Annotated in this window: 15 protein-coding genes; all 15 read right to left on the reverse strand. The window is 35.1% G+C overall.

The genetic code is table 11. From position 1 onward, the window contains the following. Nucleotides 1-888, reverse strand: a complete 888-nt coding sequence (locus BX659_RS03510) for a MinD/ParA family protein (protein ID WP_097016442.1) — start codon at nt 886-888, stop codon at nt 1-3. After that, nucleotides 885-1,997: a flagellar biosynthesis protein FlhF gene (gene flhF, locus BX659_RS03515; protein WP_097016443.1), complete on the reverse strand. Its 1,113-nt coding sequence runs from the start codon at nt 1,995-1,997 to the stop codon at nt 885-887. Before flhF ends, BX659_RS03510 begins: the two co-directional genes overlap by 4 nt. After that, entirely contained in the window at nt 1,998-4,073 is a 2,076-nt protein-coding gene (flhA, locus tag BX659_RS03520) for a flagellar biosynthesis protein FlhA (protein ID WP_097016444.1), read from the reverse strand. It abuts the gene before it with no gap. 3 nt (nt 4,074-4,076) lie between these two features. Beyond that, complete coding sequence (gene flhB / locus BX659_RS03525; RefSeq protein WP_097016445.1) at nt 4,077-5,138, reverse strand: flagellar biosynthesis protein FlhB; 1,062 nt, start codon at nt 5,136-5,138, stop codon at nt 4,077-4,079. A gap of 4 nt (nt 5,139-5,142) precedes the next feature. Next, nucleotides 5,143-5,928 (reverse strand): flagellar biosynthetic protein FliR, encoded by a 786-nt coding sequence (gene fliR / locus BX659_RS03530; protein WP_097016446.1) that lies wholly within the window; start codon nt 5,926-5,928, stop codon nt 5,143-5,145. Between the two features lie 15 nt (nt 5,929-5,943). Next, entirely contained in the window at nt 5,944-6,213 is a 270-nt protein-coding gene (gene fliQ, locus BX659_RS03535) for a flagellar biosynthesis protein FliQ (protein ID WP_097016447.1), read from the reverse strand. A gap of 13 nt (nt 6,214-6,226) precedes the next feature. Then, entirely contained in the window at nt 6,227-6,997 is a 771-nt protein-coding gene (gene fliP, locus BX659_RS03540) for a flagellar type III secretion system pore protein FliP (protein WP_097016448.1), read from the reverse strand. A gap of 4 nt (nt 6,998-7,001) precedes the next feature. Next, on the reverse strand, nt 7,002-7,307 hold the full coding sequence (locus BX659_RS03545) for a flagellar biosynthetic protein FliO (RefSeq protein ID WP_097016449.1): 306 nt from the start codon (nt 7,305-7,307) through the stop codon (nt 7,002-7,004). 16 nt (nt 7,308-7,323) lie between these two features. Continuing rightward, nucleotides 7,324-8,517 (reverse strand): flagellar motor switch phosphatase FliY, encoded by a 1,194-nt coding sequence (gene fliY, locus BX659_RS03550; protein ID WP_253250649.1) that lies wholly within the window; start codon nt 8,515-8,517, stop codon nt 7,324-7,326. Next, nucleotides 8,501-9,511, reverse strand: coding sequence for a flagellar motor switch protein FliM (fliM, locus tag BX659_RS03555; protein WP_097016451.1), 1,011 nt, complete (start codon nt 9,509-9,511; stop codon nt 8,501-8,503). Before fliM ends, fliY begins: the two co-directional genes overlap by 17 nt. Before the next feature lie 115 nt (nt 9,512-9,626). Further along, nucleotides 9,627-10,079 (reverse strand): flagellar basal body-associated FliL family protein, encoded by a 453-nt coding sequence (locus BX659_RS03560; protein ID WP_097016482.1) that lies wholly within the window; start codon nt 10,077-10,079, stop codon nt 9,627-9,629. Then, nucleotides 10,072-10,794: an OmpA/MotB family protein gene (locus tag BX659_RS03565; RefSeq protein ID WP_097016452.1), complete on the reverse strand. Its 723-nt coding sequence runs from the start codon at nt 10,792-10,794 to the stop codon at nt 10,072-10,074. Before BX659_RS03565 ends, BX659_RS03560 begins: the two co-directional genes overlap by 8 nt. Next, nucleotides 10,781-11,575 (reverse strand): motility protein A, encoded by a 795-nt coding sequence (locus BX659_RS03570; RefSeq protein WP_097016453.1) that lies wholly within the window; start codon nt 11,573-11,575, stop codon nt 10,781-10,783. The genes BX659_RS03565 and BX659_RS03570 overlap by 14 nt, the downstream gene beginning before the upstream one ends. A 15-nt stretch (nt 11,576-11,590) precedes the next feature. Then, nucleotides 11,591-11,791 carry a flagellar FlbD family protein gene (locus BX659_RS03575; protein WP_253250650.1) on the reverse strand — a complete coding sequence of 67 codons (201 nt, stop codon included), beginning with the start codon at nt 11,789-11,791 and terminating at the stop codon, nt 11,591-11,593. Nucleotides 11,792-11,903: 112 nt separating this feature from the next. Further along, nucleotides 11,904-13,229, reverse strand: a complete 1,326-nt coding sequence (locus tag BX659_RS03580) for a flagellar hook protein FlgE (protein WP_097016454.1) — start codon at nt 13,227-13,229, stop codon at nt 11,904-11,906. Between the last annotated feature and the right edge of the window lie 77 nt (nt 13,230-13,306).

Consider the following 13,306-nt stretch of genomic DNA (forward strand, 5'->3'; position numbering starts at 1 on the left):
TTAAATACCTAATATTCTATTAAATAATCCCCTAATCCCTTTAGACTCTTGGGGAGCTTCTGTATCTACTAGTTTAGTTGCGGTAAGATTAATACTTTTAGATGCCCTAGCCCTTGGAAATTCCAAAAGAAATGGGCTACGACTCATTACAGATTTTACTACAGCATTATCCTTTGGTATAACCCCTAATAACTCAATATCCAGTTCAAGAAAATCATAAGCAGTTTTAATCAAGCGCTTAGCTATTCTCTCCCCTTCCTTTTCACTCTCAGCTTGATTGATTACAAGCTTAATAGTGGCTTGCTTGTCATGTTTACTAATAACCTTAACAACTCCATAAGCATCAGTTATAGAAGTCGGCTCAGGAGTAGAGATAACAATAACTTCATCAGCACCTAAAATGAAATTAACTACATTATGGGCTAGCCCCGCACCTGTATCAATTAAAATAATATCAAATTCTTCTCCAAGCCTAACAAACTCACTGATTAAATTATTGATTTGATATTGAGATAAATTTGCTAGCTCTTGTATTCCTGAACCTCCAGGAATTAATGATAATCCATTAGGACCTTCAACAATAACTTCTTCTAAAGTCTTACGACCTTGAATCACATGTTCTAAATTATAGGTAGGAGTCACACCTAAGATAACATCCAAATTAGCCATACCCAAATCAGCATCAAGAACTATTACCTTCTTTCCTAGTGCATTCAAAGCCAAGGCCAAATTGGCAGTAAAGTTGGACTTTCCTACCCCACCTTTACCACTAGTAACAGTATAAATATAAGCACCTTTACCTTCTGTATTTCTTTCTTTCTTTCCTTTATCCTTTTCTACCTTCATTTTTTCTACTAGATTTCTCAGCTTGGCTGCTTGGTCTTTCATAGTTCTAGCCCCTTTAATATATCCTCTATTAATTGTTCAGACTCTGGTAACTTAATATCCTCTGGAACATCTTGCCCAACAGTTATATAGGATAAAGGTTTTTTAGCCTTAGCAGTTGCTTCCAATATAGTCCCCCAAGAATTAGTTTCATCAAGCTTAGTGATAATCAATTTATCCAAATCAATTTCATTATAGACTTCTATAATCTTCATAAGATCATTTACTTTAGTAGTAGCACTTAATACTAAATATATCTCATCAATCGGAACATTATTAATAAAACCTTTTAGTTCAGAGATATGAAGCTGATTATTCTGGCTTCTACCAGCAGTATCAACCAAGACTAGATCATAACCCTGATAACCTTCAATAGCATTTAATAATTCTTGAGGAGTAAAGACGACCTCTAGCGGCAAATTTATAATCTCACTATAAGTCTTTAACTGCTCTACTGCTGCAATTCTATAGGTATCAGCAGTAATCAGTCCTACCTTCTTATTCTCAAATAACGAAAATCTTGCAGCCAGTTTTGCTAAAGTTGTAGTCTTACCGACTCCTGTTGGTCCTACTAGGGATATAATCTTGGTCTTACCTGACTCCAATTCAATTGGCTTAATATCTATAAATTCTTTTTTTAGTTTCTCTCTTAAAACATCCTTAATCTCTTCACTGTTTAAATCTTTTAAATCTACTTTATCAGCAATCTCCTCAGCCAACTCTCTTGCCATCTTACGACTCAAACCTAAAGTCCATAAAGCATCAATTAACCTTTCTAAAGATGGATTCACTACTAGGTGTAAAGATTGTTGATTCTTATTTTTAAGCTCTCCCATCATGTCATTCATCATATGCTTCATTTGTGATAATTCTGACTTTAAAATATTATCTTCATTTGCTTGCCTGCTCTCACTTAGCTTGCTTTCTTTTCTCTTCTTATTATCCTGATCAACTGTGGCTATCACTTCTACCATCTTCTTGGCAAAGAGACCAAAAAAGCCACCCTGCTTAAATTTACGGGTATGCAAAATAATAGCATCAGCCCCTAAATCAGACTTGACTTTTAATATCGCTTCTTGCATCGTCTCAGCGCGGTATTTTTTTATCTTCATCTATACTTTCACCATCCCTACTGTTTGAACATTAAGGTATGACTCTAGTTCATTAAAGGACAATACTGTCAAGTTTGGTGCTACCTGTTCTGTCAATTGCTTAAAATGATATCTAACTATTGGTGAAGTCAACACAATAGGTTCAATACCTTGAGCGGCTATTTGCTCAACCTTTTCAGATAAACTATTGAAGATCTGCTGTGCTTTATTTGGGTTTAAAGCAATATATGACCCCTGATCACTATGCTGAATAGAGTTGGATATCTCTTCTTCCAGCTCTGGAGCTAAGGTAATAACATAAAGCTCATTATTATCTCCCTTATATTTTTTAGAGATATGTCTAGATAAGGCTTCTTGTCTTACATATTCAGTTAAGATTCCTATATCATGTGTATTCTTAGCCTGATCAGCTAATACCTCTAAAATAGAGACTAAGTCCCGAACTGAAATCCCTTCTTTCAATAAGTTCTGTAATACTTTCTGAACTTGACCAATTGTTAATAGATCTGGAATCAGCTCATTAATAACTGCGGAGTAATCCTCCTTGATATTATCAATCAACTCCTTAACCTCTTGTCTACCTAATAATTCATAGGCATGAGACTTAATTAACTCTGTCAAATGAGTTGCCATTACAGAAGGTGGGTCTACTACTGTATAACCTGCCATCTCAGCTCTTTCTCTATCATCTTCATCAATCCAGATAGCTGGTAAACCAAAAGCTGGCTCAGTTGTCTCTCTACCATTAATCTCTTCAGTAACCATTCCAGAGTCCATAGCTAAATAGCCATCAACCTTGATATCATGTTGAGCAATCTCAATCCCCCGTAGATTAACTCTATAGTAATTTGGTTCTAATTGCATATTATCCCTAATGCGAATCGGTGGGATAATAATCCCTAATTCTAAAGCACATTGGCGACGAATCATTGAAACCCTATCTAATAAGTCACCCCCCTGCTCAGGAACAACTAAGGGTATTAAGTTATAGCCAACCTCCAACTCCATGGGGTCAACCTGTAATAATTGGGATAGATTTTCTGGCTCTCGGTATTCTTCTATCTCCTCTTCCTCTTGGTCAAAGACCATCTCTTCTTCCTTCTCTTTACCAGCCTGATAAATTATATAGCCTATTACTCCAAGAATTACGGATAGTAATAGAAAAGGAAAGGTAGGTAATGGAGTCAATACTCCCAACAAAAGGATTACAGCAGAAACCATCATTAACGTCTTTGGCTGATTGAATAATTGCTTAGTAAAGTCTTGACCTAAATTTCCTTCTGAGGCTGCTCTAGTAACAACAATACCTGTTGCAGTAGAGATTAATAAAGCAGGGATCTGACTTACCAGCCCATCACCTACTGTTAATAGAGTATAGGTCTGTAATGCATCTAAAATAGGCAAATTCAATTGAATAACCCCAATAACCAATCCACCCAGCACGTTGATTAAGGTGATAATAATACCAGCAATAGCATCACCTTTTACGAATTTACTGGCACCATCCATTGCACCATAAAAATCAGCTTCTTGCCTGATCTCCTCTCTCTTCTTTCTAGCTTCAGCTTCAGTAATCAACCCTGAACTCAAGTCAGCATCGATACTCATCTGCTTACCAGGCATAGCATCCAAGGTGAAGCGAGCTGCTACCTCAGATACACGTTCAGAACCTTTAGTAATTACAACAAACTGGATAACAACTAAGATAACAAAGATAACAAAACCTACTACATAATTACCACCAACAACGAAATCACCAAAGGCTTCAATTACTTTTCCAGCATTGGCCTGTCCTAATATCAAACGAGTGGTCGATACATTCAATGCCAATCTAAATAGAGTAGCTATCAATAGTAATGACGGAAATACCGATAGTTCTAGTGGATTTACTAGATACATCGATACTAATAAAATTGTTAAACCTAAACTAATATTTAAAGTTAATAATAGGTCTAATAAAAAGGTCGGTAATGGAATAATGAACATTACTACTACTAAAATAACGGCTATAGCAAACAATACATCATTATATTGACCTAAATTTCTTCTCTGTACACTTTCTAAAGGGGTAGCCATTTACTATGACCTCCTTTCTTGATCTAATTGATAAACATAAGCTAGAACTTCAGCTACTGCTTGGTACAAATCAAGGGGTATCTCTTCACCAATATCAACAATTCTATATAAAGCCCGAGCTAAAGGCTTCTCTTCTACAATCTCAATATTATTCTCTTTAGCAACCTCCCTAATTCTAAGTGCCAACTCATCTTGACCTTTAGCTACTACAATAGGAACATCCATCTCATCCATATCAAACTTAATCGCTACCGCAAAATGGGTTGGGTTGGTAATAACAACTGAAGCATCAGGTATATCCTGCATCATCCTACTCATAGCCATCTCTTGTTGCTTCTGCCTACGCTTAGATTTGACTTCCGGTTTACCTTCAGCATTCTCTCTTTCCTGCTTAACCTCTTCTTTACTCATCTTAAGGTCTTCTTCATGCTGCCATTTTTGATACATAAAATCTACTATCCCTAATATAATAAAAACTGCACTTATCTTCATAGCTAAAGAATAGGCAGTGTCTCCTATTAAGTTTAATGAACTTGCCCAACTACTATTAACTAGCACTGCAAATTTATCTGCAACTTTTTTAATAGTACTATATGCTATTGATACAACAATAATTATCTTCATAATAGATTTCAGCATCTCTACCAGAGAACGTTTAGAAAACATCTGCTTAGCCCCCTTTAAGGGATTTAGCTTGCTAAACTTAGGAACTAAGACTTTAGGAGTATAGAGAAAACCAACCTGTAGATAGCTTACTGCCACCCCCACCAAGGCTGCTACTAACAATAATGGAGCAACTATCTTTGCAATAAAAGCTATTATCTCGATTAAAAGGGCATGAAAATTATTAATAGATAATTCCATCTGAAAATAATTAATAAATACTTTATTAGTAAAAGTAATAATCTCTTGAAGCATATATCTAAACCAAAAAGATAGCATCAAAAAACTAAATAAGAGAGTAAAAGCACTATTTAACTCCTTACTCTTAGCAACCTGTCCCTCTTTTCTAGCTTCACTTCTCTTCTTGGGGGTGGCCTTTTCTGTTTTCTCTCCTGATGCCATATTCTTATCCTCTTTCTATCATTAATTTTAATATCTTATAGATATCATTAGTTGTTCCATTAAAGAGGTCTTGTAAAGTATTTATATAACTTGGTAAAATAATAATTAGAAATATTATACCTACAAGTACCTTAGTAGGCATTCCCATCATAAAGACATTTATTTGAGGAACAACTCGAGCTACTAGCCCAAAAGCTACATCTACTATAAACAAAATAGCTATCACTGGTAAAGCCAACCTAAATCCCAATGGAAATAGATCACCAACAATTCTAAACAAAGCCCAGACCAGCTCTGAAGAGCCGTGAAATTTGGTCACTCCAACTATAGTGAAGCTATCAGTTAATGCTTTTAATAGATAGTGATGCCCATTAATAACCAAAAAGAGCAGTGTAGCCAATATATTTTTAAATTGACCAACTAAAGGGGCTTGCATCCCATTTTGAGGGTCAATTACACTAGCCATAGCAAAACCTATCCTTGTATCAATAAATTGTCCTGCTAGTTGCAGTGCCATAAAGTTTAATAACATAATAAAACCTATTATAAATCCAATAAATAACTCAATTATAAGTTGAAAAGAGATAATTAATAACCCTTCTGGTGCTTTAATAGCTGAGAAAGAAGTAATCGGTAATATGATAATCGTAATAAATACCGCTAGTCCTATTTTCAATCTATTAGGTAAGGATTTACTCCCAAAGATAGGGGCAACTACCAAAAATCCCAGAACCCTTGCTAAAATTAACACAAAATAATAGACTTGATTTGTCAATTCTTCTGCTAACATCTCTTTTCACCCCTATCAACCGATATAATTAGGGATATTAGTAAATAACTCAGTAACAAAGTCTACCAAAACATTTAACATCCAGGGTCCAAAAAAGATAATGGCGGATAATACTGCTAAAATCTTAGGAATAAAGGCCAAAGTCTGCTCTTGAATTTGAGTAGTTGCTTGGAAAATACTGACCAATAAACCTACAGCCATACCCAACCCCAACATGGGTGCCGCTACTTTAATTACTGTAATTAATGCCCTTGTCCCTAACTCAATTACTAATGTCTGATTCATCTAAAATCCTCCTTTAATGAAAGGTCTCTACCAAGGATTTGATTACCAAGTACCATCCATCAACTAAAACAAACAGAAGTATCTTAAAAGGCAATGAGATCATTACTGGAGGTAACATCATCATTCCCATAGACATCAAGGTACTTGCCACTATCATATCTATCACTATAAAAGGTAAATAAATCATAAAGCCAATCTGGAAAGCAGTTTTTAGCTCACTGATAACAAAGGCAGGTACTAATACATAGGTTGGAATATCATCCTTATTATTAGGTCTATCAACCTTAGACATATTAACAAAAAGAGCTAAATCTTTTTCACGAGTCTGTTTAAACATAAATTCCCTTAATGGATTTAATGCCGTTTCTAAAGCAACACCTTGATTTATCTCTTCATTTAAATATGGTTGTAATGCTTGATCATTAATCTGTGTCCACACAGGAGCCATAATATAGATTGTCATAAAGATTGCTAAACCAATTATAACTTGATTAGGTGGCATCTGTTGAGTTGCTAGGGCTCTTCTTAAGAGTGACAGCACAACAATAATTCTAGTAAAAGAAGTTACTAGAATTAAAATCGCTGGAGCTAGAGTTAGTGTTGTCAGTAAGAAGAGTATCTTTAACGAAAGAGCTAAATCCTGTGGTCCACCACCTTCTGTCCCATCACCAATTTCAATCTTTAAATTAGGGATAGTAAATTTAGTTTCAGCAAGAACACTATTTTGTGTTATTATAACTATCATCAAAGTTAATAGTATGATTTGCACCCATCTCTGCTTCATTAAATCAGTCCTTACTATTCTTCAAGAGGGTTGATTCCCCTTTCTCTTGAAGCTTTAAATTTATTGTGTCAATCTCTTCGATAAATTCAATCTTCTCCTTTGTAGAAGATAATAACCAGACCTTATCTACCACCTTAACCAGATACAAAATATGGTCAGTACTCAAATAACACTTCTCTAACACTTGAAGCTGGTTTGTTTGATTAAAGAGATTTCTTTTATCCTTCATGAATTTAACTATGGCATAAAAGATAGCTAGTACAATTAGCAAAGCTAGTAATACCTTTAATAGTTCAAAAGCATACTCCATATTATCAATCCTTAGCTTATAATTTTCTTAAGCGCTCTTCAGAACTTACAATATCAGTTACCCTAAAACCAAAGTTTTCATCAATAACAACAACCTCTCCTTTAGCAATAAGTTTACCATTAACCAATAAATCTACTGCTTCTCCTGCCAGTCTATCCAACTCAATCACAGAGCCTGGACCTAATTCCAAGATATCCTTGATTGACATCCTAGTCTTTCCTAAGCGAACTGTCAATTCTAAAGGTACATCGTGAATTAATCTAATATCATTATTTAACCCCTGACCCTGTGGCATACCTAATTCATTAAACTCTACTGACTGTACTTCAACATTCTGTTGTGGCATGGGTTGCTGATACATCGGCTGTTGGTACATTGGTTGCCCCTGCTGTTGAGTTTGTTGCTGATTCATCTGTGGTTGAGCTTGTTGCTGCTGACCTTGTTGAGGCTGTTGTTGTGTTTGATTAGAATTAGAACTTTGACCTTGATTAGCTGGTTCATCTGCTCCACTAGTATCCATACTCCCCATTAACGCATTTGCTAGCTTTTGGGCAAAATCAATAGTCATAACTTGAATGATTTGACTATCAATTAAATCACCAATATGCATATCAAAGACTACCTTTACAACTACATCTTTATCACCGACACCTTCTAGATTGAAGATATCACTGCTTAATTCTAAAAGTTCTGCCTTAGGTGGAGAAATATTGATCTTATCTCCTTCAAAAAAGTCAGACATTGAAGTGGATGCTGAACCCATCATCTGATTCATCGCTTCTCCTACAGCACTAATATGGAGCTCACTTAACTCCTCAGGAGGTGCAGTACCATCTCCTCCCATCATTAAGTCAGTAATAATTGCAGCATCACTGACCTCAAGTATCAATTGATTACTCCCTTTTAACCCCTCAACATACTGCACATCTACTACAATACAAGGTCTATTATAACTATCAACCAAATCTTCTACTGTACTGAACTCTACACGAGGGGTTGTAATCTCTACTTTCTGATTTAATAAACCATATAAAGCCGTAGCAGCTGAACCCATAGAGATATTAGCAACCTCGCCTAAAGCATCCTTCTCTAAATCTGTTAAGATATCTTCCATATCTGTTGCATTATTATCCTCTACCTCATCTTCCATACCACCATTTAACAAAGCATTGATTTCTTCTTGTGACAAAGCATCATTCATGGTCTTCATCCTCCCAATCATCTTCAGGAATAGCTGAAGTAATTTCTATAGCCAACTTGCTCCCACGCTTTCCTGGTTTTGCAGAAAATTTCTTCTTATTATTAATATATATTATTAAATCTTCATTCGTTTTAGTATTGAGCTTAACAACATCTCCTGTTCCCAATTGTAATAGTTGAGCTACAGTAATAGTTGTTCTACCCAATTCTGCTTCAACTGGTAACTTAGCTTTACCTAACCTTTGTTTTATCTTATTTAAGCTCTCAACAGCCTTATCCTTTCTTGCTGATGAAAACCAATATTGAGCACTTAATTTAGATACAATTGGTTCTAAAACAATATATGGTATACTAATATTTATCAGCCCATCCACCTTGCCAATTGCTGCTTCAAAGGTAGCCAAGATAACCATATCATTATTAGGAACAATTTGAGTAAACTGCGGATTAGATTCAAGTTCTTTTACTCTAGGTCTTAAATCAACCACATTCTCCCAAGCTTCACTAAAACTATCTAGAATACTTTTATTAATCTTCTTCAATACTACCTCTTCAATATCGGTAAATTCCCTCACCATACTCAATGTTCCTTCAATGTTTCCTCCAAATAGGCGCTCAATAATAGCATAACCTATTCTAGGATTAATCTCAATAATAAATTCTCCATGAAGAGGATAGAAATCACAAACAGACAAAATTGTAGGTTGGGGCAAAGAACTTACAAACTCCTCATAAGATAGTTGATCAATTGATGCTAACTCAAACTTGGTCATTGTTCTTAATTGGGTAGAAATAGTAGTAGTTAATAATCTAGCAAATCCTTCATAAACCATTCTTAGAGTTCTTAGCTGATCTTTAGATAATTTATTAGGATGCTTAAAGTCATAAACCTCTACTACTTCCGACCCATCATCCTTTAGCTCTTCTGTTTCTAGCTGCCCTGAGGACACTGCTTCCAATAAAGAATCTATTTCATTTTGGGATAACACTCTATTTGATGACATATTTCTCCCCCTACTCCATTAAAGAATTAAATATAATTATATTTAATCCTTCATAAATCATCATCTTTCTTAATATAATAAAAAATTCCCTCTAAAATTATAATCTCATCAATAATTATTGAACTACAAAATCAGTAAAGAAGACATTCGTTACTTTACCTTTAATCAAGTTTTGATTTATCTTATTCATAATCTCAGTTCTTAGCTTTCTAACACCTTCATTAGAGTTAATTTGATTATTATCTTTTGCTCTTAAAATTGTAATGATTGCATCCCTAACTTGAGGCTGTCTTTCTGTAAGCTCAGTAACTACTTTATCATTGCTAACCTCTAAGACAATATTAACTTTAATAAATCTTCTACCATCAGCCAAATTGACTAAAAATTGACCAATAGGTGTAGTCGTTCCTAACTCTTTAGAGGTGCTATCAACCTGTGCTCTATTGTTATTAGCTCCTACTGCAAACTTAGTAAATATAAAGTAGGACGCCCCGCTAGCTAACAAGACAGATATAAAGATAGCTAACACTATTATAATTATATTGTTACCTCCCTTTTCTTCACTCATCATTCATACCCTCCTCTTCATCGAGTTTCAATATTATTAAATCTACTCGTCGGTTTCTTGCTCTATGATCTTCAGTATCATTATCTACCAATGGTTTATATTTAGAGTATCCTGCTGCCGAGAGGCGAACAGGGTCAATCCCATTCTTTTCAATAAAATATCTAATTACATTAGTAGCCCTTGTTGTAGATAGTTCCCAGTTAGATGGATATTTAGAGTTACTAATAGGCCAATTATCGGTATGCCCTTCTACTACTATTTCATTGTCCAGACCTTCAATAAAGCTGGACATTTTATTTAAGATTTGATGGGCACTACCCTTTATCTCTGCTTGACCTAAATCAAATAATACCTTTCCAGTAAAGTGGATAGTCAAACCTCGATCAGTTATCTCTAAACTAATATCCTCTGCCAAACCTTCTTGTTCAATATAATTACTAATTCTACCTTGTAGATTATCAAATTCTTTAAAACTTGGATTTTGAGCATCAAATCCAGTATCTATCAGAGAACCTTTTACTATAGTCTTACCTCCAGTTAATACACCAAGCTTACCCTGTAACCCCTCCATCATCATTTGAAACTTTTCAGCATCAATACTAGAAAAAGAGTATAATAATACAAAGAAGCATAGTAATAATGTCATCATATCACCATAGGTAGTTAGCCAAGAACCACCACTATCCTCTTGCTTGGGCTTCTTATCCCTCGGCATTCAGACCCCCTCCTTCTTCTGAATTAAGACCAGTTCTAGAGCTTGGTGATAAGAAGGCCTTTAACTTCTCTTCTACAATTCGTGGGTTCTCTCCAGCTTGAATAGATAAGATTCCTTCGATCATTACCTCTTTAGATAAGATCTCTTGCTCACTTTTCACCTTTAATTTTGCTCCTACTGGAAGAAAGAACATGTTAGCCATCATTGAACCATATAAGGTTGTAATCAAAGCTACCGACATTCCAGCTCCCAAAGAACCTGGATCATCCAAGCCAGCTAACATACCAATTAATCCTACGAGAGTACCAATCATACCAAAGGCTGGTGATAACTCTGCACCAGTGTCAAATACCCCTTTATTAACTGAATGACGTTCTTCTATAAAGTTCAATTCTGTTTCCATAATACTCTTTACAAGCTGTGGGTCAGTACCATCAACTATCAACTGTACACCCTTCTTTAGAAAATCATCATCTAATTCATATACTTCTTCTTCCAAAGCTAGTAGTCCTTCCCTTCTTGCTTTCTCTGCAAAACTCACTAGAATAGAGATGATATCTCCAGCTTCATTGCTCTGCCCAGAGAACACTATCTTCATTGATGCTATGGCATTCTTTAACTGCTTAAAAGAATAAGATAGAATAATGCCACCTAAGGTTCCTCCAAGTACAATCAAAATAGAAGGAATATTCAAAAACATCATCAAGCTACCCTGCTGAAACATTCCCATTAAAACCAGTATAGTCGCTAATGCTAATCCAACAATTGATGCTAAATCCATTCTGTCACCTCACTTTTATTCAGGTCGAAAGGCTATCTTTTTCTTATAATCAACTACCTTTGCAACCACTTCCTCAACATCCTCTTTGACTACCAATCTATGGTTTGTAGTCAACGTAATTACAGTATCAGGGGTGGACTCTATAGTCTCAATCAGCTCTGCATTAATTACTAGCTTAGAATCATTTAATCTGGTTAATTCTATAATAAGACTCACATCCTTTATCAAACAAGTATTAAGATAATAAATAAATTTATAATTTCATAATATATCATCTATAAGTAAAGGGATATCCCTTTACTTATAGATTTAAATATTTTAGCTAAACTTATCTCTTAAGATTTACTAATTGCTCTAATATTTGATCACCAGTAGAAATAATCTTAGAGTTGGCTTGGAATCCACGTTGAGTTGTAATCATTTCAGTCATTTCTCCTGATAAATCTACATTAGACATCTCTAGACTACCTGCTCTTACCACACCAACTCCATTATCCCCTGGTGAACCTACCCTAGCTAAACCAGAGTTATTAGAAGTTCTATATACAGTAGATCCTTCTTCTGTTAAACCAGCTGGATTGTTGAATGTAGCTAATGCAACTCTACCAATTGTCTGCTTCATACCATTATCATAGAGTCCAGTAATTGTCCCCGAGCTATCAGCAGCAAACTTTTTAATCGAACCAGCTTTATATCCTGTTGGTGTATCTGCATCAGCAGACATAGCACCAGAACGCTGTTTTATTGAAGAAAAGTCTAAAGTAATTGGAGTTGGACTATCTGCTGAAATGGGATCTGTCGGAATTATACCACCACCACTAGGAGTAAAACTTAGCACTGGAAAATCTGCATTACCATTTTCAATATCTCCAATTGATTCCCCATCAATAGTTGCTATATTACCATTAGTCTCATCAAAGGTTATAGTACCAGTTAAATCTCCATTACCATTTAAAGTAGCATTATTAATATCATCTACCCCACCAATATCAGTTATCTCATAATTCCATTCATTATTAGCTGTTTTAGTAAACTCTAACTGCACTTTATGAGTTGTTCCTAAAGAATCATAAACATCCACAGTAGTTATATTAGTTGCATCAGCCTTGCCAACTTCAGCATCAGCATCCAAATTCCCAGAATAAGGGATTTTGTCAGTTGCTTGAGCAGGCATTGATTGTTTTAAAGTAATATCTGTTAAATTACCATTAAGATTAATATCTCCATTAGCGTCGGCCATCCAACCTTGCATTCTATAACCAGTAGTTGAATTAACCAGATAACCATCTCTATCAAAAGTACTAGCTCCTGCTCTACTATAAACAGGTCCTGTTCCAGATTCCATAATAAAAAAGCCTTCACCATCTATTGCTAAATCAGTATTGATCCCCGTAGATTGTAAATTACCTTGCCCCATATTTTTATCAATACTACCTAAAGATACACCTAAACCAACTTGTTGAGGGTTGGTTCCTCCTCTACCCTCTTGAGGTGCAGATGCTCCCTGAACAGTTTGACTAAACATGGTTTTAAAGGTAGCTCTACTTGATTTATAGCCTGTAGTATTAACATTGGAAATATTGTTACCAATAACATCCATCTTGGTCATGTGAGCTTTCAACCCTGATACTCCAGCATATAGCGAACGTAACATATATATAACCTCCTGTTTTTTATTAGTTGACAGTTGATAATTGACAATTAAAAATAATGAAGTAATAAATAATAAGA

It is taken from the genome of Orenia metallireducens (genome assembly GCF_003001995.1).
Lineage (GTDB): Bacteria > Bacillota > Halanaerobiia > Halobacteroidales > Halobacteroidaceae > Orenia > Orenia metallireducens_B.

Coding starts and splice junctions, on each gene's coding strand:
- BX659_RS03510 (WP_097016442.1), bottom strand. CDS start 888: ATGAAAGACCAAGCAGCCAAGCTGAGAAATCTAGTAGAAAAAATGAAG.
- flhF (WP_097016443.1), bottom strand. CDS start 1,997: ATGAAGATAAAAAAATACCGCGCTGAGACGATGCAAGAAGCGATATTA.
- flhA (WP_097016444.1), bottom strand. CDS start 4,073: ATGGCTACCCCTTTAGAAAGTGTACAGAGAAGAAATTTAGGTCAATAT.
- flhB (WP_097016445.1), bottom strand. CDS start 5,138: ATGGCATCAGGAGAGAAAACAGAAAAGGCCACCCCCAAGAAGAGAAGT.
- fliR (WP_097016446.1), bottom strand. CDS start 5,928: ATGTTAGCAGAAGAATTGACAAATCAAGTCTATTATTTTGTGTTAATT.
- fliQ (WP_097016447.1), bottom strand. CDS start 6,213: ATGAATCAGACATTAGTAATTGAGTTAGGGACAAGGGCATTAATTACA.
- fliP (WP_097016448.1), bottom strand. CDS start 6,997: ATGAAGCAGAGATGGGTGCAAATCATACTATTAACTTTGATGATAGTT.
- BX659_RS03545 (WP_097016449.1), bottom strand. CDS start 7,307: ATGGAGTATGCTTTTGAACTATTAAAGGTATTACTAGCTTTGCTAATT.
- fliY (WP_253250649.1), bottom strand. CDS start 8,517: ATGAAGACCATGAATGATGCTTTGTCACAAGAAGAAATCAATGCTTTG.
- fliM (WP_097016451.1), bottom strand. CDS start 9,511: ATGTCATCAAATAGAGTGTTATCCCAAAATGAAATAGATTCTTTATTG.
- BX659_RS03560 (WP_097016482.1), bottom strand. CDS start 10,079: ATGAGTGAAGAAAAGGGAGGTAACAATATAATTATAATAGTGTTAGCT.
- BX659_RS03565 (WP_097016452.1), bottom strand. CDS start 10,794: ATGCCGAGGGATAAGAAGCCCAAGCAAGAGGATAGTGGTGGTTCTTGG.
- BX659_RS03570 (WP_097016453.1), bottom strand. CDS start 11,575: ATGGATTTAGCATCAATTGTTGGATTAGCATTAGCGACTATACTGGTT.
- BX659_RS03580 (WP_097016454.1), bottom strand. CDS start 13,229: ATGTTACGTTCGCTATATGCTGGAGTATCAGGGTTGAAAGCTCACATG.